At 71.4% G+C, this 24,788-nt stretch carries 21 protein-coding genes and 1 pseudogene; 9 read left to right on the top strand and 13 right to left on the bottom strand.

Going from position 1 to position 24,788, the window contains the following annotated elements; genetic code table 11:
* Nucleotides 1-21: 21 nt before the first annotated feature.
* Both DWB77_RS32810 and DWB77_RS39675 read left to right on the top strand, forming a co-directional pair.
* Nucleotides 22-1,656, top strand: a pseudogene (locus tag DWB77_RS32810) (NPCBM/NEW2 domain-containing protein); the annotation flags it as partial.
* Nucleotides 1,648-2,112, top strand: coding sequence for an NPCBM/NEW2 domain-containing protein (locus DWB77_RS39675; RefSeq protein WP_281280098.1), 465 nt, complete (start codon nt 1,648-1,650; stop codon nt 2,110-2,112). The pseudogene DWB77_RS32810 and the gene DWB77_RS39675, both read left to right, overlap by 9 nt.
* A gap of 128 nt (nt 2,113-2,240) precedes the next feature.
* Here DWB77_RS39675 and DWB77_RS32805 read toward each other — a convergent pair whose 3' ends face one another.
* Nucleotides 2,241-2,954, bottom strand: coding sequence for a class I SAM-dependent methyltransferase (locus tag DWB77_RS32805; protein WP_120725799.1), 714 nt, complete (start codon nt 2,952-2,954; stop codon nt 2,241-2,243).
* Between the two features lie 318 nt (nt 2,955-3,272).
* On the opposite strand from DWB77_RS32805, the gene DWB77_RS32800 reads away from it, so the two are divergent.
* The gene (locus DWB77_RS32800; protein WP_120725797.1) at nt 3,273-4,727 is read left to right on the top strand and encodes a hydrolase; all 1,455 of its coding nucleotides are present in this window, start codon (nt 3,273-3,275) and stop codon (nt 4,725-4,727) included.
* 38 nt (nt 4,728-4,765) lie between these two features.
* Here DWB77_RS32800 and DWB77_RS32795 read toward each other — a convergent pair whose 3' ends face one another.
* The 3 genes from DWB77_RS32795 to DWB77_RS32785 form a co-directional block, all read right to left on the bottom strand.
* Nucleotides 4,766-6,016 carry a cytochrome P450 gene (locus tag DWB77_RS32795; RefSeq protein WP_120725795.1) on the bottom strand — a complete coding sequence of 417 codons (1,251 nt, stop codon included), beginning with the start codon at nt 6,014-6,016 and terminating at the stop codon, nt 4,766-4,768.
* Between the two features lie 260 nt (nt 6,017-6,276).
* On the bottom strand, nt 6,277-8,499 hold the full coding sequence (locus tag DWB77_RS32790; protein WP_120725793.1) for an NADP-dependent isocitrate dehydrogenase: 2,223 nt from the start codon (nt 8,497-8,499) through the stop codon (nt 6,277-6,279).
* A 140-nt stretch (nt 8,500-8,639) separates the two neighbouring features.
* Nucleotides 8,640-8,846 (bottom strand): cold shock domain-containing protein, encoded by a 207-nt coding sequence (locus DWB77_RS32785; protein WP_120725791.1) that lies wholly within the window; start codon nt 8,844-8,846, stop codon nt 8,640-8,642.
* A 680-nt stretch (nt 8,847-9,526) separates the two neighbouring features.
* On the opposite strand from DWB77_RS32785, the gene DWB77_RS32780 reads away from it, so the two are divergent.
* The 4 genes from DWB77_RS32780 to DWB77_RS32765 all read left to right on the top strand — a co-directional run bounded on the left by DWB77_RS32780 (nt 9,527) and on the right by DWB77_RS32765 (nt 12,480).
* A complete protein-coding gene (locus DWB77_RS32780) occupies nt 9,527-10,675 on the top strand; it encodes a mechanosensitive ion channel family protein (RefSeq protein ID WP_120725789.1) in 1,149 nt (382 codons plus the stop codon).
* Nucleotides 10,676-10,732: 57 nt separating this feature from the next.
* Nucleotides 10,733-11,218 carry a helix-turn-helix transcriptional regulator gene (locus tag DWB77_RS32775; RefSeq protein ID WP_120725788.1) on the top strand — a complete coding sequence of 162 codons (486 nt, stop codon included), beginning with the start codon at nt 10,733-10,735 and terminating at the stop codon, nt 11,216-11,218.
* Nucleotides 11,219-11,228: 10 nt separating this feature from the next.
* The gene (locus DWB77_RS32770) at nt 11,229-11,639 is read left to right on the top strand and encodes a VOC family protein (RefSeq protein WP_120728498.1); all 411 of its coding nucleotides are present in this window, start codon (nt 11,229-11,231) and stop codon (nt 11,637-11,639) included.
* Nucleotides 11,640-11,784: 145 nt separating this feature from the next.
* Entirely contained in the window at nt 11,785-12,480 is a 696-nt protein-coding gene (locus DWB77_RS32765) for a beta-glucanase (protein ID WP_120728496.1), read from the top strand.
* Here the strand turns inward: DWB77_RS32765 and DWB77_RS32760 are convergent.
* Nucleotides 12,468-12,680, bottom strand: a complete 213-nt coding sequence (locus DWB77_RS32760; protein ID WP_120725786.1) for a hypothetical protein — start codon at nt 12,678-12,680, stop codon at nt 12,468-12,470. The two genes, DWB77_RS32765 and DWB77_RS32760, sit on opposite strands and share 13 nt — an antisense overlap.
* Nucleotides 12,681-12,751: 71 nt before the next feature.
* Complete coding sequence (locus DWB77_RS32755; protein ID WP_120725784.1) at nt 12,752-12,979, bottom strand: ATP-binding protein; 228 nt, start codon at nt 12,977-12,979, stop codon at nt 12,752-12,754.
* A gap of 324 nt (nt 12,980-13,303) precedes the next feature.
* Here DWB77_RS32755 and DWB77_RS39040 point away from each other — a divergent pair, with 324 nt between their 5' ends.
* A complete protein-coding gene (locus DWB77_RS39040) occupies nt 13,304-15,055 on the top strand; it encodes a DUF4157 domain-containing protein (RefSeq protein WP_246033704.1) in 1,752 nt (583 codons plus the stop codon).
* 30 nt (nt 15,056-15,085) lie between these two features.
* Here DWB77_RS39040 and DWB77_RS32745 read toward each other — a convergent pair whose 3' ends face one another.
* On the bottom strand, nt 15,086-15,937 hold the full coding sequence (locus DWB77_RS32745; protein WP_120728494.1) for an SAM-dependent methyltransferase: 852 nt from the start codon (nt 15,935-15,937) through the stop codon (nt 15,086-15,088).
* A gap of 480 nt (nt 15,938-16,417) precedes the next feature.
* Here DWB77_RS32745 and DWB77_RS32740 point away from each other — a divergent pair, with 480 nt between their 5' ends.
* Nucleotides 16,418-17,833: an MFS transporter gene (locus tag DWB77_RS32740; protein ID WP_120725783.1), complete on the top strand. Its 1,416-nt coding sequence runs from the start codon at nt 16,418-16,420 to the stop codon at nt 17,831-17,833.
* A gap of 48 nt (nt 17,834-17,881) precedes the next feature.
* Here the strand turns inward: DWB77_RS32740 and DWB77_RS32735 are convergent, their stop codons facing one another.
* The 6 genes from DWB77_RS32735 to DWB77_RS32710 form a co-directional block, all read right to left on the bottom strand.
* Nucleotides 17,882-19,813, bottom strand: coding sequence for a helix-turn-helix domain-containing protein (locus DWB77_RS32735; protein WP_120728492.1), 1,932 nt, complete (start codon nt 19,811-19,813; stop codon nt 17,882-17,884).
* A gap of 237 nt (nt 19,814-20,050) precedes the next feature.
* Nucleotides 20,051-20,854 (bottom strand): 3-hydroxybutyrate dehydrogenase, encoded by an 804-nt coding sequence (locus tag DWB77_RS32730; protein WP_120725781.1) that lies wholly within the window; start codon nt 20,852-20,854, stop codon nt 20,051-20,053.
* A 55-nt stretch (nt 20,855-20,909) separates the two neighbouring features.
* Nucleotides 20,910-21,392 carry an NUDIX hydrolase gene (locus DWB77_RS32725; RefSeq protein WP_120725779.1) on the bottom strand — a complete coding sequence of 161 codons (483 nt, stop codon included), beginning with the start codon at nt 21,390-21,392 and terminating at the stop codon, nt 20,910-20,912.
* Between the two features lie 34 nt (nt 21,393-21,426).
* Complete coding sequence (gene lnt, locus DWB77_RS32720) at nt 21,427-23,043, bottom strand: apolipoprotein N-acyltransferase (protein WP_120725777.1); 1,617 nt, start codon at nt 23,041-23,043, stop codon at nt 21,427-21,429.
* 321 nt (nt 23,044-23,364) lie between these two features.
* Complete coding sequence (locus DWB77_RS32715; RefSeq protein ID WP_120725775.1) at nt 23,365-23,952, bottom strand: hypothetical protein; 588 nt, start codon at nt 23,950-23,952, stop codon at nt 23,365-23,367.
* Nucleotides 23,953-23,998: 46 nt separating this feature from the next.
* Entirely contained in the window at nt 23,999-24,781 is a 783-nt protein-coding gene (locus tag DWB77_RS32710; RefSeq protein ID WP_120725773.1) for a glutamate racemase, read from the bottom strand.
* Between the last annotated feature and the right edge of the window lie 7 nt (nt 24,782-24,788).

Genomic DNA, 24,788 nt, shown 5'->3' with positions numbered 1-24,788 from the left:
CCGCACAACTTCAGACAACATCTGACCGCGACCCTGACCGCGCTGGCTCTTCTGGCGGGCGGTGTCACGGTCGCCGTGGAGATCGCCTCGGCGCCCGTGGCCGCAGCCGTGGACAACGGCCTGGCGCGCACCCCGCAGATGGGGTTCAACAACTGGAACTCCACGCACTGCCGGGCCGAGTTCAACGAGTCGATGGTCGAGGGCATCGCGGACGCCTTCGTCACCCGGGGCCTCAAGGACGTCGGCTACACCTATGTCAACATCGACGACTGCTGGGCGCTGCCCAACCGCGACGCCTCGGGCAACCTCGTTCCCGACCCGGTGCGCTTCCCGCACGGCATCAAGGCCGTCGCGGACTATGTGCACGCCAAGGGCCTCAAGTTCGGGCTCTACTCCAGCGCCGGCACCAAGACCTGTGACACCCAGGGCTTTCCCGGCGGGCTCGGCCACGAACAGCAGGACGCCGCCCTGTGGGCGTCCTGGGGCGTCGACTACCTCAAGTACGACAACTGCAACAACAACGGCGTCGACGCCAAGCAGCGCTACCGGGCGATGGGCGACGCGCTCAAGGCGACCGGTCGACCCATCCTCTACAGCATCTGCGAGTGGGGCTCCAACCAGCCCTGGACCTGGGCCTCGGGCACCGGCAACTCCTGGCGCACCACCGGCGACATCAGCGACTCCTGGTCCAGCATGATCAACATCGCGCACCAGAACCAGCCCCTCGCCCCCTACGCGGGCCCCGGCGGCTGGAACGACCCGGACATGCTGGAGGTCGGCAACGGTGGCATGACCGACACCGAGTACCGCACCCACTTCAGCCTGTGGTCGCAGATGGCGGCCCCGCTGCTCATCGGGAGCGATCTGCGCAACCCGAGCGCGGCCACCCTCGCGATCCTGAAGAACACCGACGTCATCGCGGTCGACCAGGATCCGCTGGGCAAGCAGGGCACGGTGGTCTCCTCCTCGGGCGGTCTGGTCGTGATGTCCAAACCCCTTGCGGACGGCGGCCGTTCGGTGACCCTCACCAACGAGACCACCGCCACCCGGACCATCGCCACGACCGTCGACGCCCTCGGCATCGGCGGCGCCTCCTCGTACGCGCTGAAGGACCTCTGGTCCCGGGCGACGAGCAGCACCACGGGCGCCATCAGCGCCTCGGTCCCGGCCCACGGAACGGTGATGTACCGGGTGACACCGGGCACCCCGGTACCGCCGCCGACCGGGCTCGACCAGCTCAGCGACCTGCCGTGGACGTCGGCCGTGAACGGCTGGGGCCCGGTCGAACGCGACCGCAGCAACGGCGAACAAGCGGCGGGCGACGGCAGGACCCTCACCGTCGGCGGCACCACCTACGCCAAGGGGCTCGGCACCCACGCGGCCTCGGACATCACGTACTACCTGGGCGGCGGATGTCTCTCGCTCTCCGTCGACGTGGGCGTGGACGACGAGTCCACGGCGGGCGGCTCGGTGGCGTTCAGGATCTACCGGGACGACGCGCTCGTCGCCGACAGCGGGCTGCGCACCGCGAGCGATCCACCGCGACATCTCACGGCGGATCTGCGCGGCGGCGGCAAGCTGCGTCTGGTGGTGAGTGACGGCGGGGACGGCATCACCTACGACCATGCCGACTGGGCCAACCCCCAACTGGCCTGCGGCCGGGGCCCGTCGGCGGGAACGCATGCGCTCAGCGACCTGGCGTGGACGTCGGCCGTGAACGGCTGGGGCCCGGTCGAACGCGACCGCAGCAACGGCGAACAGGCCGCCGGTGACGGCAAGGCCCTCACCCTCAACGGCGCCACCTACACCAAGGGGCTCGGCACGCATGCGGCGTCCGTGGTGACGTACTACCTGGGCGGCTCCTGCACCGCGTTCCAGGCGACCGTGGGCGTGGACGACGAGGTGGGCACCAAGGGCTCGGTCGCCTTCCAGGTGTACCGGGACGGGGCGCTCGCCGCGGACAGCGGCAAGGTCACCGGCGCCGACGCGGCCAAGGCGGTCAGCGCCGACGTGAGCGGCGCCCAGGAGCTGAAGCTGGTCGTGACCGACTCCGGCGACGGCGTCGACTACGACCACGCCGACTGGGCCACGCCTCAACTCACCTGCACCTGACGGTAGTTGGGCTTGTCCTTGCGTCGTCGAGCTCGATGGGGGTGAACCCGCCCTCCAAGGCCTGCGTATGCATGACCAGGGGCCCCGCCCCGTCCTCACCGGACGGGGCCCCTGCCACGCTCCTCCGGTTACTTCTCCTTCGTGCCCACGACGAGACGGACGCGCGGGCTGCCGTCCGGGCGCCGGCCGAACTCCTCCAGCGCGTACAGCTCGACGGAGAAGCCCGCCTCGGTGAGCTCCCGGCCCACGTCCGCCAGGCCGAACCCCCGGTAGTACATGACGAACGGGGGCCGCCACACCGCGTTGCGGACCCGCATCGCCGTGTCGAAGCCCAGCAGCGCGAGATGGCCGGGGCTGCCGGGGCGGGCCGGCGCCCCCATGGGGAACGCGAACCGGCCCCCCGGACGCAGTGCTCCGTACGCCTGGGCGAAGAGGTTCGGCCGCTCCTTGGGCAGGAAGTGGCCGAACGCCCCGAAGCTGACGGCGAGGTCGAACGCGGCCCGCAGCGGCAGCGCCCGGGCGTCGGCCCGTACCAGCTCCGCCCCCGGGTGGGCGCGGGCGGCGACCGCCAGCATCCCGGCGCTGATGTCGACGCCGGTCACCCGGTCCCGGCACACCTTGTCGAGGACGTCGAGGCCCGCCCCGGTGCCGCAGCACAGATCGAGACCCCGGTCGAAGGGGCCGAGTCCGCCGAGTACGCCCGCCACGGAGGCGAGGACCTTCTCGGGCGTGCGGAAGGGGGTGTGGTCGAACTTCGGGGCCAGGAGATCGTATCCGCGCTCGACGGACGACAGCGCCTGGACGGCGAGTTCACGGAAGGTGGGGCCCTGGGGTGCGAACATGGCTGCCCAGTTTAGAGGGCCACCCGTTCCTCCAGGGTCTTCCGTCGGGTGCGCGCGGCGGAATCCGGGGTGGGGCGGGACCCGCCGACTGTCGTCCTGACGAAGTGAGCGCGGTTCGGGGTCGCGCGGGGCGCACGGCCGGTCGGTCGGCCGCGCCGCGCGTCCCGGTGGTTCGCGGCTCCCAGCCCCTGCCGCCATCCCCTTTCAGCCATGTACGGTTCAACCGCGCGCCGCGTGGACGTCCGCACAACGGCGTTCTACGCGCGCAGACTTGGTGTCCCCACCACCTTGCCCCCACCCCTCATGGAGGTACGCAGGATGCTCGGAGCCCGCAGTTCCGCTCCCTCGCGCCGCCGGACCGCCGGCGTGCTGACCGCGCTGTGCACGCTGGTCGCCGCCGGTGGCGCCGCCGCCCAGGCCGCCACCCCATCCACCGCCGCGGCCACCACCAGCCCGCACCGGGTGCTGTTCGACAACTCCAAGGCGGAGACCGCCGGCAACGCCGACTGGATCATCGGCACGAGCCAGCCCGACCCGCTCGGCCAGAACCCCTCCCCCTCGGCCGAGAAGGACTGGACCGGCGCCCTGTCCTCGTGGGGCGTGGCACTCCAGAAGACCGGCGGCTACGCCCTGAAGACGCTGCCTTCGGGCAGTTCGATCACCTATGGCACGTCCTCGGCGACGGACCTCAAGAACTTCGACACATTTGTGCTGCCCGAGCCGAACGTGCTGCTAAGCGCGGCGGAGAAGACGGCCGTGATGCAGTTCGTGAAGAACGGCGGCGGCCTGTTCCTCATCTCCGACCACACCGGATCCGACCGCAACAACGACGGCGCGGACGCGGTGAAGGTCATCAACGACCTGATGAACAACAACAGCGTGGACAGCACCGATCCGTTCGGCTTCTCGGTGGACGCGCTCAACATAGCCACCGACAATCCGCGGGCCGTCGGCGACACCGCCGACCCGGTCCTCAACGGCTCGTTCGGCAAGGTGACCGGCAGCATCATCCGCAACGGCACCACCGTGACCCTCAAGCCCGCCGACAACCCGGCCGCCAAGGGCCTGGTCTACCGCACCGGTTCGTCCGGCACCACCGGCGCCTTCTTCGCCACCAGCACCTTCGGCAGCGGCCGCGTCGCGTTCTGGGGCGACAGCTCGCCCATCGACGACGGCACCGGACAGTCGGGCAACACCCTGTACGACGGCTGGAACGACCCGGCCGGCACCGACGCCGCGCTCGCCCTCAACGCCACCGAGTGGCTGTCGGGCGCACCCGGCAGCACCGGCGGCGACCCCGGTGGCTGCGCCAGCGCCCAACTGCTCGCCAACCCCGGCTTCGAATCCGGGAGTTCGGGCTGGACGGCCACCAGCGGCATCATCAACACCAGCGCCGGTGAACCCGCCCGCACCGGCGCGTACAAGGCGTGGCTCGGCGGCAAGGGCACCGCGCACACCGACACCCTGGCCCAGACGGTCACGATCCCGGCGGGCTGCGCGGCCTCGCTCGCCTTCCAGCTCCACATCGACACGGCCGAGACGTCGAGCACGGCGTACGACACCCTCAAGGTCCAGGTGGTCGACGCCGGCGGCGCGGTCCTGGCCACGCCGCTCACGTACTCCAACCTGAACGCGGCGAGCGGCTACGCCCAGCGCACCGTCGACCTGAGCGGCTACGCGGGGCAGACGGTGACCCTCAGGTTCACCGCCACCGAGGGGTCCAAGCTCCAGACGTCGTTCGTCATCGACGACACCGCGCTCACGGTGGGCTGACGGGGCGCCGCGCCCGGGCTCCGGCCCGGGCGGGTGCCTCAGCCGCGCAGCCGTACCGGCAGCGACTCCACGCCGTAGACGATCGACAGTTTGCGGAAGGCGAGTTCGTCCGCCGGGACGGCGAGGCGCATCTGAGGGAAGCGGCGGACGAGGGCGGGGAAGGCGGCGCGCAGTTCCATGCGGGCGAGTTCGGCGCCGATGCAGCGGTGGATGCCGTAGCCGAAGGCGAGGTGGCCGCCCGCCTTGCGCCGCGTGTCGAAGTCGGCGCCGTGCGGGGTGAAGGCGGCGTCGCGGTTGGCGCCGCTGAGCGAGCACAGCACCATGTCGCCCTTGGGTATGAGCACCCCGGCGACCTCGACGTCCTCGCGGGCGAAGCGGGGAAAGGCCAGTTGGACGACGGTGAGGTAGCGCAGCGCCTCCTCGACGAAGGCCGCGGCCGCCTCCTCGTCGTGGGCTATTCGCTCGGCGGCGTCCGGATCCTGGAGCAGGACGAGGGAGCCGAGCGCCAGCATGCTGGCGGTGGTCTCGAAGCCGCCGGTGAGCACGCCGTCGGCGAGCCCGGCGAGTTCGTCGTCGCCGACCCGGTCGCCGTGCTCCTTGACGATCATGCCGAGGAGGCCGTCGCCCGGGTTCTCGCGCTGCTTCTTGACCACGTCGCGGAAGTAGGACAGCGATGCGGACATCGCGCCGAGCGGGGCGGTGGCCCCGGCGAACAGGTCGAAGCGCTCCATGGCGAGCTGCTGGAAGTCGTGCCGGTCCTCGTAGGGCACGCCGAGCAGTTCACAGATGGTCAGCGAGGGGATGGGCAGGGCGAAGGCCTCGACCAGGTCGACGGTGCCGTCCGCCGCCTCCATCGCGTCGAGCCGCTCCTCGACGAGGGCCTCGATGCGCGGGGTGAGCCGACGCAGGCGGCGCATGGTGAACTCGGGCGTCAGAATGCGGCGCAGCCGGGTATGGACCGGTGGATCGCTGAATCCGAGGCCGCCGGGATGCTGCTCCTCCACGACGCCCGCGTTGCCCGCGAGGTGGGTGAAGTCGTTGCTGAAGCCGTCGGCCGAGCCGAGCACGGCCTTCACGGCCTCGTGTCCGGTGACCACCCAGGCGTCCATGCCGAACGGCAGCGGGACCTTGCTGACCGGCTCCTCGCCCTGCCGTACGGTCAACTCGGCGACCGGGTCGAGTCCGTCCCGGCGCAGCGGCATGAGCAGCGCGTCGGGCAACAGGGCCATCGTGCCGGGGCCGATGCCGCGTTTCTGGATCCTGGCAAGGTAGGTGCGCCCGAGCCACATGGTGACTCTGGAACGGAGATTTACCCTCAAGGCGGACTCCAAGGACAAGTTGTGCGGCCAGGACGCCGGGTATGGACTGAGTGGCTCAGGATAAGTGGCCCACGGCTCCTCCCGATCCGCGAGGGACCCAGCTCACACGTGGTTCTCGGCCGTCATGGCCTTCGCCGCCCCGGTCACGCGGTGCACGGCCGCCCCGGCCGGAACGGGTCCGGCCGGGGCGGCGGTGTGCTCAACTGTGCTCCCCCGTAAGGGAGTTGCGGTCAGGCGAGGGTGGCGATCGCCTGGTTCAGCGTCTTCGAGGGACGCATGACCGCGGAGGCCTTGGCGGGGTCGGGCTGGTAGTAGCCGCCGATGTCGACCGGCGAACCCTGCACCGCGACGAGCTCGTCGACGATGGTCGACTCCTGCTCGGAGAGCGTCTTGGCCAGCGCCGAGAACGCCTCCGCGAGCTGCGCGTCCTCGGTCTGCTTGGCCAGCTCCTGGGCCCAGTACAGGGCGAGGTAGAAGTGGCTGCCGCGGTTGTCGATGCCGCCGAGCTTGCGGCTCGGCGACTTGTCCTCGTTGAGGAAGGTGCCGGTGGCGCGGTCGAGGGTGTCGGCGAGGATCTGGGCGCGCGCGTTGTCCGTGGTCGTGGCGAGGTGCTCGAAGCTGACGGCCAGCGCCAGGAACTCGCCCAGGCTGTCCCAGCGCAGGTAGTTCTCCTTGACCAGCTGCTGGACGTGCTTGGGCGCGGAGCCGCCGGCGCCCGTCTCGAAGAGGCCGCCGCCGTTCATCAGCGGGACCACCGAGAGCATCTTGGCGCTGGTGCCCAGCTCCAGGATCGGGAAGAGGTCGGTCAGGTAGTCACGCAGCACGTTGCCGGTGACCGAGATGGTGTCCTCGCCGCGGCGGATGCGCTCCAGGGAGAACGCGGTCGCCTCGACCGGGGACATGATCTCGATCCGCAGGCCCTCGGTGTCGTGGTCGGCGAGGTAGGTGCGGACCTTCTCGATGAGGACGGCGTCGTGCGCCCGGCCCTCGTCGAGCCAGAACACGGCCGGGTCGCCGGTGGCGCGGGCGCGGGTGACGGCGAGCTTGACCCAGTCCTGGATGGGCAGGTCCTTGGTCTGGCAGGCGCGGAAGATGTCGCCCTCGGCGACCTCCTGCTCCAGGACCGTGTTGCCCGCGGCGTCGACGAGACGGACGGTGCCCGCGGCCGGGACCTCGAAGGTCTTGTCGTGGCTGCCGTACTCCTCGGCCTTCTGCGCCATCAGGCCGACGTTGGGCACCGAGCCCATGGTGGCCGGGTCGAAGGCGCCGTTGGCGCGGCAGTCCTCGATGACGGCCTGGTAGACGCCGGAGTAGCTGCTGTCCGGCAGGACCGCGAGGGTGTCGGCCTCCTGGCCGTCGGGGCCCCACATGTGACCGGAGGTGCGGATCATGGCCGGCATGGAGGCGTCGACGATGACGTCGGACGGCACGTGCAGGTTGGTGATGCCGCGGTCGGAGTCGACCATCGCGAGGGCCGGGCCCTCGGTGAGCTCGGCCTCGAAGGCCGCCTTGATCTCGGCGCCGATGTGCGGCACGTTGTCGAGACCCTTGAGGATCCCGCCGAGGCCGTCGTTCGGGGACAGACCGGCGGCGGCCAGCACGTCGCCGTACTTGTCGAACGTCTTGGGGAAGAACGCGCGCACCACGTGGCCGAAGACGATGGGGTCGGAGACCTTCATCATGGTGGCCTTGAGGTGCACCGAGAACAGCACGCCCTCGGCCTTGGCGCGGGCGATCTGCGCGGTGAGGAAGCGGCGCAGCTCGGCCACGCGCATCACCGAGGCGTCGACGACCTCGCCCGCGAGGACCGGTACGGACTCACGCAGCACCGTGGTGGTGCCGTCGGCGCCCACGAGCTCGATGCGCAGCGCGCCGTCCTCGGCGATGACCACGGACTTCTCGGTGGACCGGAAGTCGTTCTCGCCCATGGTGGCGACGTTCGTCTTCGAGTCGGAGGTCCACTTGCCCATGCGGTGCGGGTGGGTCTTCGCGTAGTTCTTGACCGACGCGGGGGCGCGGCGGTCGCTGTTGCCCTCGCGCAGGACCGGGTTGACGGCGCTGCCCTTGATCTTGTCGTAGCGCGCGCGGACGTCCTTGTCCTGGTCGCTCTTCGGGTCGTCCGGGTAGTCCGGCAGCGCGTAGCCCTGGCCCTGGAGCTCGGCGACGGCGGCCTTGAGCTGCGGGATGGACGCCGACACGTTCGGCAGCTTGATGATGTTGGCCCCGGGCGTCTTGGCCAGCTCGCCCAGCTCGGCGAGCGCGTCGTCGATCCGCTGGCTCTCCTCGAGGAACTCGGGGAAGCTCGCGATGATGCGCCCCGCGAGCGAGATGTCACGGGTCTCCACAGTGACACCGGCGGTCGAGGCGTACGCCTGGATCACGGGCAGGAACGAATGCGTCGCCAGGGCCGGCGCCTCGTCAGTGTGGGTGTAGATGATGGTCGAGTCAGTCACCGGGTGCTCCGCTCCACGTCTGCAACATTGCTCGACATCAAGATATCTCGTGATCGCCCCGGGTCACGACGGGGCCCCCGGCCACGGTCCCGGCGGGCGCGGCCCGGCACGAGGTGCCAGAGGCTCCGGCACAGGGGTGCTCAGGGGCGTACGGCCCGTGCCTCGAAGCGGCCACGGGCCAGCTCTATGACGAAGGAGACCCGCTGCCCCTCGGAGAGCGTCCGCGTCTCCCCCTCGATGTCCTCCCGGCGCACGTAGATGCCGTCGCGCTGGCCTATCGGCACGACGAATCCGTACCCCTTCTCCCGGTCGAAGTACTGGACGATCCCCTCGCACCTCTCGTTCATGGCCTCACTCCTCGGCTGATCGCTCCCCGCGGCCCGCGCCGGAGCCGAAGGAACGGGAACCGGCTGGGTTCGCGGGTTCGCGTAAAGATCCGGGTGCACTACCAGGATGGAACGGAACGCGGCATCCCGCGCCGGGACGGCCTGCCCGCGGGGCTCCGCCGTCCCGCGGGGGAACCGTCGGCGGCCCCGGCGACGGCCGGACGCCCCCGGATCCAGCCAAGTTTCCTACCGGTAGATATACCGCCGTCCCCGGCGTTTGATACCTGCCGGGCCCGGGGGCCCGCATACGGCACGAATACGGGACGCATACGACAGCGGGCCGTCCGCGGGCGCCTGGGTGGTGCCCCGCACCATGGGTGGCCGGGCCGTGCGGGGGGCGTGGCTGTGGTGCCCCGCCCCATGGTGTCCGGGCCGTGCGGGGGGCGTGGCTGTGGTGCCCCGCCCCATGGGTGGCCGGGCCGTGCGCTCCTCTGCCCCCACACCACCCGGCCCACCTGTATGGGAGCTCCGCACATGGGGCAGGATGGCAGCCCGTTCCGTGTGCGTGCCGGTGTCCGGCCGCCCGAACGAGGCTCCAGGCAAGACGATCTGACAGGTGAGAACGTGATGACACATCACATACGGCGGTCCACGGCACTCCTCGCCCACCCCCTGGCCCCGCGCCGCCGGGAGGACGTCCGTTGAACCGGAGTCTCGTCCTGCACGACTGGGTGGTGGCCTCCATCGCGATGATCGTCGGCATCGCGGCCGCGCTGCTCCTGCGCCTGGTCCTGACCTGGCTGGGCAAGCACGCCCGAAGGACCCGCTGGAGCGGGGACGACATCATCGTCGACGCCCTGCGCACCATCGCCCCCTGGGCGGCCGTCCTGGCGGGCACGGCGGTGGCGGCCTCCGCGCTGCCGCTCACGGCCCGGGTCGCGGGCATCGTCAACCACGCCCTGACCGCCCTGTTCGTCCTCATCGTCACGTTCACCGCGGCCCGGGTCGTCGCCGGGCTCGTGCAGTCCCTGGCCCAGTCGCGGACGGGGGTGGCCGGCTCCGCCACCATCTTCGTGAACATCACCCGCGTCGTGGTGGTGGCGATGGGCGTCCTGGTGGCGCTGGAAACCGTGGGCATCTCCATCGCCCCGCTGCTCACCGCCCTGGGAGTCGGCGGCCTCGCGGTGGCCCTGGCCCTTCAGGACACCCTCGCCAACCTCTTCGCGGGAGTCCACATCCTCGCCTCGAAGACGGTGCAGCCCGGCGACTGCATCCGGCTCAGCACGGGCGAGGAGGGGTACGTCGTCGACATCAACTGGCGCAACACGGTGGTGCGCAACCTGTCGAACAACCTGGTGATCATCCCCAACGGCCGTCTCGCCCGCACCAACATGACCAACTATGCCCGCCCGGAAGCCGAGTTGACGGTTCTGGTGCAGGTGGGCGTCGGTTACGACAGCGACCTCGAACACGTCGAGCGGGTCACCCTGGAGGTCATCGACGGCGTGATGGCAGACATCGCGGGCGCGGTGCCCGGGCACGAGGCCGCGATCCGTTTCCACACCTTCGCGGACTCCCGGATCAACTTCACGGTGATCCTCGGGGTGGGCGAGTTCAGCGACCAGTACCGGATCAAGCACGAGTTCATCAAGCGGCTGCACCGCCGGTACCGGGAGGAGGGCATCTCGATCCCCGCCCCGGCGCGCACCGTATCCCTCCAGCGGGACCCGGCCGAGCCGCTCGCATCCACGCCGACGCCCACCCCTGTGCCCATGCCCCCGACGGCGGTCCCGTACCAGCGCGAGGCCCCGCCGTCGCCGCTGCCGGGCCGGTCGGAGAAGCGGTCCTGAGGAGGACGGTTTCCGCAGGTCAGGCTGGCTGTCAGTGGGCGGTGGTAGCGTCGGTTCATGACGCCGGAAGAGCTGGCCAACCTCGTGCACCTGCGCCGGGCGCGCGACCTGATCGACCGGGAGTACGCCAAGCCCCTGGACGTTCCGACGATGGCGCGCCACGCGCTCATGTCCCCGGCGCACTTCTCCCGGCAGTTCCGGGCGGCCTACGGCGAAACCCCGTACAGCTATCTCATGACCCGCCGGATCGAGCGGGCGATGGCGCTGCTGCGCGGGGGCATGAGCGTGACCGACGCGTGCATGGCGGTCGGCTGTACGTCACTGGGGTCGTTCAGCTCCCGGTTCACGGAGGTCGTGGGCGAGACGCCGAGCGCGTACCGCGGCCGGGCGCACGACGCGGTGACGGCGATGCCCGCGTGCGTCGCCAAGGTGCACACCCGTCCGGCACGGAACCCGCCGAGCGTCCGAGGGGGCCCGAGCGCCCAGGGCGCCCCGCGCGGCCCGAGCAGGATCCGAGAAGCAGGCGGCGACGAGGCGGCCTAACGTGGACGGCATGACGATCGCACTCCAGTATTGCCACATCACCGTCAACGATCCCGACGAGTCGCTCGCCTTCTACCGCGACGCGCTCGGCCTCGAAGTGCGCAACGACGTCGCGTCGGGCGGTCACCGCTGGGTGACCCTCGGCAGTACGACCCAGCCGGGCCTGGAGATCGTGCTCTCCGAGCCGCACGCCGGCCGCTCCCAGGCCGACGGCGACACCATGCAGGAGCTGCTCACCAAGGGCGTCCTGCCGATGTTCGTCTTCCGGACGGACGACGTCGACGCGACCTTCGAGACGGTCCGGGCATCGGGCGCCGAAGTGTTGCAGGAGCCCATCGACCAGGCGTGGGGGCCGCGCGACTGCGCCTTCCGCGACCCGTCCGGCAACCTGATCCGCATCCAGCAGGAAGCCAAGGCGTAGACCGCCCGCTCCCCCTGGCGCGGGCCCCGGCCGGGTCCTCCGTCGCGCCACTCTGTACCAAAGGGCGCGGCGAGGGATGTATGGGCACGTAGCTGGGCAGTGTGGGCTCGTGCTCTCCAACGTTTTCACGTGGTGCCGCGCCCACCTGCCCCGACCGCGCTCCGGTGCCGCCTCCCCGGCGGACGACGGCCCGGTCGTGTTCACCGCGGATTTCACGTCCCTCACCCAGTGGGTCGCGGGCCGCTCGTCCGCGTATCCGGACGGCGGTCCGGTCAACCCCGGTGACAACAAGCTGGATTACCTCGTCGAGGATCCGGCGTACAGCCGTGGCGGAGTCTTCCGGGCGACCCGGAACCCCGACGGCGCCGGCACCTGGTACGCCGGTCTGCTCACCACGGAAGGCAGCGCCGAGGCGTTCATGGTCCGCACCGGGGACGTCCTGGAGGCGCGGGTGCGGCTGCCCGCCCAGGTGGGGGCGTGGCCCGCGATCTGGACCTGGCGGGAGGGTGGCCAGGAAGTCGACGTCTTCGAGTACCACCCGGACAACCCCGACCTCCTGGAACTCACCAACCACGTCCATGGCGGCCAGTCCTACTTCCGTGATCCTCGTGTCGCCCCGGGCGCCTGGCTCGATCTGCGGGTCCGGTTCGGCGCCCGCTCGGTCACCTGGTGGGTGAACGGGGTACGCGCCTTCCGCGACCACGCGGGCGTGGGCCGGGATTGGCGGGCGTACCTCATCGTGAACCTCTCCGTCTGCGCGGGCCGCTTCCACCCGCAGCCGCCGCCGGACGTGACGGAGCTGTCCTTCGAGGTGTCGGCCCTGCGCATCTACCGGCGCTGAGCGCGGAGTTCGTCGCGCCGACTCACGAAGGCAGGCAGCCGCCGCAGTACGAAGGTCAGGGCGTGCAGGGAAGGGATGTCCGCCCAGTGGACGTCGTCGATGACCAGGATGACCGGGGAGCGGCCCTGGAACGTGCCGAGGACGTCAGGAGCGAGGCACCCACGGCCACGGGGTCCGGCATGGCGCTGCCCGGCCGCCAATCGCCCTCCCCCAACGCCGACGAACTGCCCTCAATCGCAGGAGAGTTGGGGATCAACTGCGTAACGACTCCTTACGGGAGTTGCGTCTCGATCTCGTCTCCGCCGGCTCGTGCCACGCGCCACTCCGCGCTCACCCCGCCGAGGAAGCGCCGTACGAGCGAGGTCTCTCCGATGCCCGCGGGCCCGTCCACCACGACGGTCCCCGGCTCGCCGCCTCCGGCCAGGTCCAGGCGCGCCCTCATGCTGGACAACTCGTGCGCCCGGCCGACGAACGGCGCCTCTGATCCTGTCCGCGCCATGACGAGCCCCCTCCGTTTCGCGTCCGATGCCAGGACCCCGTACCGCCTCGGCCGGGCCTCCCTCGGTACCGGGCAACCAGCAGCCTGGCGTTCCTCGGGCCATGGGGCCATCGGCCGAAAGGGACCGAACACGGTCCGAACGCCCTCGCACGTGTCGCGGGGGCCGGCTCTCGCTAACGCGGGGACGGGGCGGGAGTTAGGGACACGTTGGCGCGCCCTGGAACGATCGCGCATTCCCGGTGGTGACCGCCCGGCGCCGGCGGCCCGCCGGGCCTGTTCCGTCCATCCAGTACCACGTGCTTACGGCGCGCGAGAGGACCCATGATGCCCGCCAACGAACACGCCGCCCAGGTCTCCGCACGCGACGGCGTCGACCGCGCACCCGGCACGCCGCGGCGTTCCGGCGTCCCCGCGGGTCTGCTCGCCCTCCAGGCCACGGCGGGGAACGCGGCCGTCGTCCAGATGCTCCGAGCGGCTGGTCACGGCTGGGTCCAGCCGGAGCGACACCAGCACGGGGCGGGCTGTGGCCACCAGGGGGCCGAGCAGGCCGCCGAGCAGCCGGCGGTGCAGCGGTCCACGGTGCACAACGTGTTGCGCGCGCCCGGGCGCCCCATGGACGACACGACGCGCAGCGACATGGAGGCACGGCTCGGCGCGGACTTCTCCGACGTACGCATCCACAACGACGCCGCCGCCAAGGCCTCGGCCGCCGAGGTCGGCGCACGCGCCTACACCTCCGGCAACCATGTCGTCATCGGCGACGGGGGCGGGGACAAGCACACCCTCGCCCATGAACTCACCCATGTCATCCAGCAGCGTCAGGGTCCCGTCGCCGGCACGGACAACGGCTCGGGCCTCCATGTCTCCGACCCTTCCGACCGGTTCGAGCGGGCGGCCGAGGCGAACGCGAAACGCGCGATGAGCCAAGGGACACCGGCGCCGGCGCCGAGCACCACCACGGACTCCGCCGGCGCCCCGGGCGATGCGACGGCGGTACAGCGGGCGAGTACCACGTCGGTGGAAGGCGCGGTGGTGACGTCGTACCAGCCCGCGAAGGCGGGCTCGTTGGCGCTGTGGGATCTGCCGATCGAGCGTCCGGAGAGGGTGACCGGGCCTATCCAGCCCACGGGAACCGGCGGCCGGCCGGCCGCCCCGGAACCCTTGTCGGTGACGTCCCTGCAATCGGCCTACAAGGACGCGCTCAAGCAGCATTACCAGGCGACCGGCACACGTGTCCCCAGGGGCGCGACTCCGAGCAACAGCGAAGTGTGGCGCGACCTTTTCGGCGGAGCGGGTTACGACCGCGGCCACATCATGGGCCTTGAAGTGGGCGGCAGCGACGTCACCGAGAACATTGTTCCGCAGTGGTCCCTGAACCAGCAGTCGGGCGAGTGGCGCGACATCGAGAAGGCTCTGGTCGCGCTGGGATCGGGCAACGTGACGTTCACTCCGCACTATCCGTCCGCGCACGGCAACTTCCGGGCGGTGATGATCCCGACCCGTGTCGACGTCGCGGTGCAGAGCACCGCCGGACCCACGACCGCCACCTGGCAGAACGACCCGAACCTCAATGACCTGTTCCGGTCCGGGCAGGACCCCGACAGCCCCGCGGAATCGTACGAGTACGCCAAGCAAGCCATGCACGGGACGGGAACCGTCACCGTCAACGACAGCCAAATGCATCTCATCGCGCTGATGGCCCATACGCACAACACGGCCATCGCCGACACGCACAACGACTACGTCGCCCAGATCAACTCCGGTCAAATTCCCGGACCTTCCGCATTCGACAGCCTGATGCAGCAGGCGAACATGAGCGCCTTCACGAAGGCGGCCCGTCTGAAGCTCATCGACGTCTACATTCGCTGTGGCTGGGTCACGAAGTCCGGCGCGGACTACATCGTCGACGATCCGACGTTCGCGGACGTCTCCTCCAGCAGTTCGAGCGGGACGGAGAGCGAGAGCGACAGCGATGCGAGCATGGGCTCGGCCGGCAGCGTCGTGGCCAGCGTTCCGTTCAGCCAGATGCAGCTGGGCAACGACTCGGGGTCGGACAGCGACTACATGTCGGAGTGAGCGTCCGGGGTGGTCGGTCGTTGAGGTGGATCACTTCGTCCCGTGAAACAGGCCCCAGCGGAGCAGGCCCCGTTGGGTGATGTCCGCCCACAGAGGCAAGTTGGCCAACAGCTCATCGAGGTAGGCCGGGCTCATGACGCTACGCAACTCGTCGGTGCGGTGGGCCACTTCGTTCGCGAGGCGCGCGTAGTGCGTGGCCAGGTGTTCGCTGAGGTCGTCGAAAGCAGCGCGCAGGCCCAGCCTGGACAGGTGGGACAGGTAGAAGGGGAGGGTGGCCAGGTCGCGCACGCCGAGTCGGGACAGTGCCGGCCGCAGGGCCTCACGGGGGGTGGATTCCTCCGCCATGATGTCGGAGAAGATCAGCGTGCCGCCCGGCCGCAGGACGCGTACCGCTTCCCGCAGCGCACGCTCGCGATCGGTGACGTGACACAAGACCTCCAGCGACCAGACCGCGTCGAAGTGGTCGCTGTCGTAGCGGAGGTCGCCGAGGGAGCCGGTCTCCACCTCGATCAAGTGGTCAAGCCCCCTACGGGCGTTGACCGCGCGGTGGCGCCGGTTGTGACCCTCGCTGAGGTCGAGGGCGACGACCCGGCAGCCGAAGCGCTCGGCCAGGGCGCGAGACGAGCCGCCGTATCCGGAACCGAGGTCCAGCACGGTGGAGCCCGGACCAAGCAGGTCAGCGATACGGTCCCCGGCGCGCCGCACGGTGCGGTGCGAGGCATCGGCGATCGCTTCCTGCGCGTGGCGGTACACGCCGACGTGAATGTCCTCGCCACCCCATACGGCGTCGTAGAAGGCATCGACGTCGCGGGTTTCGTAGTAGTGGCGGGTGGATTCCTCATGGGCGGACGCGTCGCCGGCAGCCTGCTCGTTTTCCGTCATGACCACTGCATTCCCCACTCCAGGGTCCCCGGCACCTGCCCGGCCGTCCTGCGTGCGGCCGGCGGGCCCGGGTGGCGGGGCGGCCCCTGCCGGTGTGGTGGCAGTCGTCCTGTCGCTCCTGCACAACGCCATGCTGTTGCCTGCCGCACGGCAGCGCACCCGCTGCGCTACGGATGATTCCTCAGCCGGGTTTCCCGCGTACTCCGCAACTTGGCCGAATCGGCTGACCACGCGGCGAAGACGGTGCGGAAGGCGGATGCTGCATGGCGAAGTTGAGCCGGTCCCGGGTGGGGCACATGTGCGCGCTCCCCCGCTCGCATTGATGGCGCCGTTGCGGAGAGCCTTGGCCGTCGGCATGGTGGGCGCGCGCACTCCATGGCCCAGAACTATGGTGTCCCACCATATACGCCTCTGACCTGCGCGTTCCTACGGTATGGCGACACGAAGTCGTCCCCCGTCGAACGCCAGGAAGTGGTGCCGATGTCCTCCCCCGCGACCGCTCCCCCACCCGCTGCCAACCTCAAGCGCATCGTCGCCGCCAGCCTCATCGGCACCACCATCGAGTGGTACGACTTCTTCCTCTACGGCTCGGCTGCCGCGCTGGTCTTCAACAAGCTGTTCTTTCCCGAGTCCGCCCCGCTGGTCGGCACCCTGCTCTCCTTCCTCACGTACGCCGTCGGCTTCGCGGCGCGGCCGCTCGGGGCGCTGGTGTTCGGGCACTTCGGGGATCGGCTCGGGCGCAAGAAGCTGCTGGTGGTGAGCCTGCTCATGATGGGCGGGGCCACCTTCGGCATCGGGCTGCTGCCCACGCACGCCACCGTCGGGGCCGCGGCTCCCGTGCTGCTCACGGCGTTGCGCCTGGTGCAGGGCTTCGCGCTCGGCGGCGAGTGGGGCGGGGCCGTGCTGCTCGTGTCGGAGCACGGGGACGCCCGGCGGCGCGGCTTCTGGTCGTCCTGGCCGCAGACCGGCGCCCCGGCCGGGCAACTGCTCGCCGCCGGAGTGCTCTCCGCGCTGACCGCGCTGCTGAGCGACGACGCGTTCACCTCATGGGGCTGGCGCATACCGTTCCTGCTGTCGGGTGTGCTCGTACTCGTCGGGCTGTGGGTCAGGCTCTCGGTGGACGAATCCCCGGTGTTCAAGGCCGCGTTGGCGCAGGCCGAGGCCCGCAAGGCGGACGCGGTGGTTGAACGGGCGCCCCTGGTCGCGGTATTGCGGGATCACTGGCGCGATGTGCTGATCGCGATGGGCGCCCGGATGGCGGAGAACATCAGCTATTACGTCATCACCGCCTTCATCCTGGTGTATGCGACGACCTCCGCCCACATGGCCAAGCAGACCGCGCTCAACTCCGTACTGATCGCCTCCGCCGTGCACTTCGTGGTGATCCCGGCGTGGGGCGCGCTCTCGGACCGGATCGGACGCCGGCCCGTGTATCTGATCGGCGCACTGGGCGTCGGCGCGTGGATGTACCCGTTCTTCGCGCTCATCGACACCGGAAGCTTCGGCAACCTGGTCCTCGCCGTCACCGTCGGCCTCGTCTTCCATGGAGCGATGTACGCGCCGCAGGCCGCGTTCTTCTCCGAGATGTTCGCGACCCGGATGCGGTATTCGGGAGCCTCGATCGGGGCGCAGTTCTCCTCCGTGGCGGCGGGCGCGCCCGCGCCGCTCATCGCGACGGCGCTGCTCTCCGACTACGGCACGTCGACGCCCATCACCCTCTACGTCGTCGCGGCCGTGCTGCTCACCGTCGTCGCCATCGGATGCGCCAAGGAGACCCGGGAGCGGGACCTGGAGCGGGTCGCCGGCCGCGCGCCGCACACTCCCATGGCGCCGAGCGGGTCCGCGGCCGGTGCGCGCAACACCGACGCCGATGTGTCGGATGCCCGAACTGCCTGATCCAGATGGCGAGTTGGGTGGGGCGGCCGTGTGGTGGCGCCCCACCTTTCAGGGCGTCATGGCTGGGGCCGCCACATGGAGGCGTAGGGCCAGTTGGATTTCCAGGGCGCGCGCCGGGCACTGCCAGTCGGGACCGAGGAGCCGGCCGATCCGCTCGACGCGCTGGGCCACCGTGTTCACATGGACGTGCAATTGTTCCTTGGTGCGCGCCGGGCTCATACCGTTGGCGAAGTACGCGTCGAGGGTGCGCACCAGATCGGTCCCGCGTTTCCTGTCGTACGCCACGACCGCGCCGATCGTGCGGTCGACGAACCCCGCGATGTCCCGGGTGTCCGCGAGCAGCAGCCCTAGGAAGCCGAGGTCCTGCGCGGCGGCGCCCTCCCCCGCCCGGCCCAGCAGCCGCAACGCCTCCAGACAGCGCCGCGCCTCCGCGTAGGCCGTGGCGACCGCGGTGGGTGTCGCGGCCGGCGCCGCGAGGACGGCCGAGGCGCCGACCGTGACCGGTTCGTGCAGGGCGGTGCTCAGCTGCTTCGCCGTCTGCCGGGCGATCTCGGCCGGGGTGTCGCCGGGGCCGAGCGGCAGGAGCAGCACCGTACCGCCGTCGCGGGCCGAGGCGAGGCCGTGGCGGGTCGCGGCCAGATACACGGCGGCGGAGCCGATGCGCCGGCGCTCCGCGGTGCGGCGGGCCGCGCCGCCCGGTCCGGCGCCGCCGGGGTGGGGGCCGTCGAGGCGGGCGGCGAGCACCACGTGCGGGGCGTCGAGATCGGCGCGCAGCCGCGTCGCGCGTTCGCGGAGCAGGCGGGGGTCGCGGCCCGGTGCGTCCAGGAGGTCGTCCAACAGCTCACCCCGGACTCGCTGTTCGGCCTCGCCCGCCGACCGCCGGGCGAGCAGCAGTAGGGAGGTGACCATCGCGGCCCGCTCCAGGGTGCGCCGGTCGACGGGGTCGAGGCCGGGCTGGCCGTGCAGGACCAGCGCGCCAAGGAGCTCGCCTCCGGCGGAGACCCCGGCGAGCCAGTCCTCGCCGTGGCGCAGCGCGTGGCCGTCGCTGCCGCTGAGCTGGAGGACGCCGGCCTGCGCGGAGTCCGCGTCCGCGAACTCGACGGTGCCGGCGAGCACTTCGGAGACCGCGTCGGCCACGTCGCGTACGCCGCCGCCGCGCAGGACCAGTTCGGTGAGCCGGTCGTGGACCTCCGAGGCCCGCTCCAGGACCGCGCTGTGGTCCCTGATGGTCTCGTTGGCCTTCTCCAACTCGGCCAGTGCGGAGCGGGTTTCGGCCAGCAGGTTGGCGGTGTCGATGGCGACGGCGGCGTGGGCCGCGAACGAGCCGAGCAGCGCGATCTCCTCGCGGGCGAAGACGCGCGGATGGCGGTCGGCCGCGAAGAGCACCCCGATGACGGTGCTGCCGAGCATCAGGGGCACGCCGAGGATGGCGACGAGCCCCTCTTCGCGCACCCCGGAGTCGATGGCGCTGGTGTGCTGGAAGCGCTCGTCGTCGAAGTAGCTGGCCGTGACGTACGGCCGGGCGGTCTGCGCCACGAGCCCGCCGAGCCCTTCGCCCATGCCGAGCCGCAGTTGTTGGAAACGGGCCGCCACCGAGCCTTCGGTGACCCGCATGTACGTGTCGCCCGCCGTCGGGTCGTTGAGGCTGAGGTAGGCGACCTCCGTGCCCAGGAGGGAGCGGGCCCGCTGCACGATGGCGCGCAGGACCGCATCCAGGTCGCGCAGGCCCGCGAGGTCGTGGGCGGTCTCGAAGAGGGCGGACAGTTCGGCCTCGCGGCGTCTGCGCCCTTCGAGGTCGGCCCGTACGCGCAGGGCGAGTTGTTTGGCGGCGTCCAGTCCTGCCAGCGCCTCGGGTCCCGCGCCGTCGGCCCGGGCCAGGAGCGCCGGGCGGTCGTACGCCTCGGCGGGCGCGCCACGGGCCAGGAGCGCCAGGTAGGGGGCTTCCGGGTGGTCGCTGAGGTGCGGGTGATCGTGGGACATGGTCACAGGGATACCTGCCGGACGGGCGGCCTCGCCAGGCCTGTGGACAACTGTTGAAGGGTACGGAACAAGCGGGAGTTCGGGGCCGGGTGGTTCGGGCGACAGCGCCCAGCCGGCCGGAGATGGCGGCCGGGCGGCAGCGCTGAGCCGTCCGGAGGTGGCGGCCGGGCCGCAGCGCTGAGCCGTCCGGAGGTGGCGGCCGGGCGGCAGCGCCCAGCCGGTCGGGGGGCGGGCGGATCAGTGCGCCGTCCAGCCGCCGTCGAGGGCGAGCGAGGTGCCGGTGATGAAGGACGCCTGAGGGGTGCAGAGATAGGCGACCGCTTCGGCGACCTCGTGCGGCTCGACGAGTCGCTTGAGCGCCGCGTCCTTCAGCAGGATCTCGGCGAGGACGCGGTCCTCGGGGATGCCGTGCGCCGCCGCCTGGTCGGCGATCTGCCGTTCCACCAGGGGCGTACGCACATATCCGGGGTTGACGCAGTTCGATGTGACGCCGTGCGGGGCGCCTTCGAGGGCGGCGGTCTTGGAGAGGCCTTCGAGACCATGTTTGGCGGACACATAGGCCGACTTGAAGGCGGAGGCCCGCAACCCGTGCACCGACGACAGGTTGACGATGCGGCCCCACCCCTGCCCGTACATGTGCGGCAGCGCGCCCCTGATCAGGCGGAACGGGGCCTCCAGCATCACGGTGAGCACGGTGTGGAACACCTCGGGCGGGAACTTCTCGAGGGGGCGCACCAGTTGGAGTCCGGCGTTGTTCACCAGGACGTCCGTGCCGGCCGCGGCCTGTTCCGCGGCGTCGAGGTCGGTCAGGTCCAGGACGAGCGGCTCGACCGTGCCGGCCAGTCCGGTGGCGCGGGCGGTGAGCCTCTTGAGGCCTGTCGCGTCCCGGTCCACCGCCCTGACCTTGGCTCCGGCGGCGGCGAGCCGTAGTGCGCAGGCGCGGCCGATGCCGCCCGCGGCGCCGGTGACCAGCGCGGTGCGGCCTTCGAGGTCCAGGGCGACGGAGGGCGGGAGGGGCGCGGGGGCGGTGGGGGCGGTCATGTTCCCGACCCTAGGCAGGCTGCCCCTCACCACCCATGTGGTCGGCGCACATACTTCAGAGGCCCGTACTGGGTTGGAACCATGTGGGGCCGTCCGACTGCGCCTGCTTGATGCGGAACAGCGAGAACTCGCTGAGATGCGGCAGGGCGTCCAGGGCGAACCAGCCCACTTCGAGCGACTCGTCGTCGTTCACACGCGCCTCGCCACCTATGGCGCGGCAGCGGAAGGCGATGTCCATGAACTGGCACTGATCACCATTGGGATAGGTCACGGTGGAGTGGCCGGCCTCCACCAGGACCACCCGCTCGGCGACGCACCGGACCCCGGTCTCCTCGTACACCTCGCGGACCGCGGTGTGCGCGGGCTCCTCCCCGGGCTCCGGGATGCCTCCGATCGTCGACCACTGGCCGGTGTCCGCGCGGCGGCCGAGCAGGACCCGGCCGGCGTCGTCGAAGACGATCGCGCTCACACCCGGCAGCAGGAGCAGCTGATGACCCGCGACGGCCCGGATGTCTCGAATGAAGTCAGGAGTTGCCATGCCCCGACCCTAATGGCCGCCCGGAACGGGCCGGTCAGGCCTCCGCGCCCCGCCGGGCGCGCACACCGCGGGTGACCGCCCAGGCCAGGCCCGCCGCGGCGGTCGCAACGAGCGCCCACTCGGGCAGGGTGCCCAGTTCGGTGGCGGGGGTGCGCGAGGAGCGCAGCGGCACCTTGGCGACGAGCGAGGCCGGGGTGAACAGGGCCGTCTTCCGCACGACCTTGCCGTCCGGCATGATCACGGCGCTGACACCGCTGGTGACCGGAACGGTGACGGTCCTGCTGTGCTCGACCGCCCGCACCCGGGACATGGCGAGCTGCTGGTAGGTCATCTCGCTGCGGTCGAAGGTGGCGTTGTTGCTCGGCACCGAGATGAGCTGGGCGCCCGCGGTGACGGTGTCGCGCACCGCCCAGTCGAAGGCCGCCTCGTAACAGGTGGCGATGCCGACCTTGGTGCCTGCCATGGTGAACACGCCCGGCTTCGTACCCCGGTTGAAGTCCTCGCGGACCATGGAGGTGTAGCCGGGGGCGAAGGTGGCGATCAGGCCGCGCAGGGGGATGTACTCGCCGAACGGCTGGATCTGCCGCTTGTCGTACGTCGCGACGGGGCCGAGCCTCGGGTCCCACTGGACCTGTTCGTTGTAGAGCTTCGTTCCGTAGCCGCCGACGACGGCGCCGATGGAGATGGGGGCGCCGATGGCCTTGGCGGCCTGGTCGATGACGGCGCGGGCGTCGTCATCGACGAAGGGGTCGACGTCGGAGGAGTTCTCCGGCCACAGGACGAAGTCGGGCCGGGGCTCCTGGCCCGCCCTGACCTTGTCGGCGAGGCGCAGGGTTTCGCGTACGTGGTAGTCGAGCACGGCCCGGCGCTGGGAGTTGAAGTCGAGGCCGAGGCGGGGCACATTGCCCTGGATCACGGCGACGGTCGCCGTGCCGTCCTCGGCGGAGTCACTGACCAGGCCGCGGGCCGCGAACGAGGCTCCGACCGGCACGACGACGGTGAGCAGCGCGGCGGCCGCGGCACCCTTGCGGACACCGTCGGCGCCGCGCAGCCGCAGCGCCTGGCGGACGCACGCGTACAGTCCGAAACCGCACAGCACCACGGCGAAGCCGAGGACGGGGGTGCCGCCGAGCGCGGCGAGCGGCAGGAACGTCCCGTCGGCCTGCCCGAAGGCGATCTTGCCCCAGGGGAACCCGCCGAACGGCGCCCGGGCGCGGGCCGCCTCGGCCGCGATCCACAGGGCGGCGGACCACACCGGCCACAGCGGAAGCCGCGAGACCACGGCGATGCCGGCTCCGGCCGCCCCGATGAACAGCGCTTCGATGACGGCGAGACCCAGCCACGGTCCGGGGCCGACCTCCACCCCGGTCCACACGAGGAGGGGCAGGAGGAAGCCGAGGCCGAAGAGGTAGCCGAGGCCCAGGCCCGCCTTCCAGCTCCGGCCCCTCAGGACCCAGCCGAGGACGGCGAACGCGACGAGCGCCAGCCACCACAGGGGCCTCGGCGGGAAGCTCAGGTACAGCAGCACCCCACCCAGCGCGGCCACGGCGGGCCGCAGGAGACGGTTCAGCAGTGCCCGCGTCCGCGTAGGGGCGGCGGCCCGCGGCCCGAGCTGCTCCGGCTCGGCGAGGGGGGTTTCGGTGGTGCTCACCCGGCGGAGTCTACGGCGGGTCCCTGTGTCCGGGGGAGCCCCGCCTTCGGAGGCCGGCGACCGGCAAGGGCCGCAACGGCGAACGATCAGGGCTCGGCGGGCTTGTCCATGCCGAGCAGTGGCAGACGGGCGCTCAGGCCTCGGCGGGCTTATCCGTGCTGGGCAGTCGCAGCCAGTCGCTCAAGCCTCCGCGGGCTTACCAGTGCCGACCAGTCGCAGCCAGTCGCTCAGGCCCCGGCGGGCTTGCCCGTGCCCAGCAGTCGCAGCCGGTCGCTCAGGCCCCGGGGGGCTTACCAGTGCCGACCAGTCGCAGCCAGTCGCTCAGGCCCCGGCGGGCTTGCCCGTGCCCAGCAGTCGCAGACGGTCGCGGATGACCCGTACCGCCGTTTCCGCGTCGTCGACGGTGATGGTGAAGACACGGCCGTCGCCCAGCTTGAGCGCCACGCCCTCGCCGCGGCGGACGACGACGGCGGTGCCGATCTCGGGCCGCCAGCGGTAGCCCCAGCCGCCCCACTGGCGCGGGGTGACGCTGGGCACGAAGTCGGCTCCGACGACGAGTTCGAGGGGGATGGTGCGGCGCGGGAGTCCGATGTGGCCGCAGCGCACTTCGAGGCAGTCGCCGTCGACCTTGACCGCCACATGGACGAAGGCCAGGGTCCCGAAGAGGACGAGGAGCCCGGCCGCCAGGCAGCCCACGACGGACATCAGCAGGGGCAGGATGCCCGACGTCCAGGTCGAGTCGACGGCCAGCTCCACGCCGAGCGCGATGCAGGCCGCGCCGCCGACCGCGAGCAGCCACTGGACGCGGTTGGTCGCCCGGCCGATCCAGACTTCTGGGGGCTGCGCGGTGGCGCCGGATCCGGTGCGGTGCTCGGGGGACGCGGGGTACTCCCGGGACGGTTCCCTCATGCTTAGCAGGGTACTCAGGTTCCGCTCCGGAGGCACCGCTCAGCTCTCAGTGAGCGGGACTGACGGCCTGGAGCAGGCGCCCTTCGGGGTAGGCGAGGGCGACGTCGGGGAGCGTGCCGACACGGCCGCTCAGCAGCACGGTCAGGCCTCCGACCTGGGCCGCGTCCGGTGCGGGGAGGATGTTGGCGCGGCGCAGGCCCTGGGCCGCCACCGGTTCGGCGCTGCCGAAGAAGGTGAGGGGGCCGCCCTGGGGGCGCAGGGCCGTACGGATGCGTTCGGCGACCAGCTCGTAATGGGTGCAGCCCAGGACGACGGTCCTTACCTCCGGCGGGGTGAGGGCGGCGGCCGCGGCGACGGCCCGGTCGATCGCGGCGTCGTCGGCGTGCTCCACGGCCTCGGCGAGGCCGGGGCAGGGCACCTCGGTGACGGGGACGCCGTCGGCGAACTCACGGATAAGCCCGCGCTGGTACGGGCTGCCGGTGGTGGCCGGGGTCGCCCAGATGGCGAAGGGCTCCCGGGCGGCGGCGGCCGGCTTGATCGCGGGCACGGTGCCGATCACCGGGATCGCGGGTTCCAGGGCGGCCCGGATCGCGGGCAGCGCGTGCACGGACGCGGTGTTGCAGGCGATGATCAGGGCGTCCGGCTCCAGGGCGGCGGCCGCCCGGGCCACGGCGAGGGCGCGCTCGGTGATGCCCTCGGACGTGCGCGGGCCCCAGGGCATGCCGTCCGGGTCGGACGAGATCACGAGGTCGGCGTCGGGCCGTAGCCGGCGTACCGCCGCGGCCGCGGCGAGCAGGCCGATTCCGGAGTCCATGAGCGCGATCTTCACCCGGTCA

The sequence above is a fragment of the Streptomyces hundungensis genome, from assembly GCF_003627815.1.
Lineage (GTDB): Bacteria > Actinomycetota > Actinomycetes > Streptomycetales > Streptomycetaceae > Streptomyces > Streptomyces hundungensis_A.
This window is presented reverse-complemented; position numbering and strand designations above follow the sequence as displayed.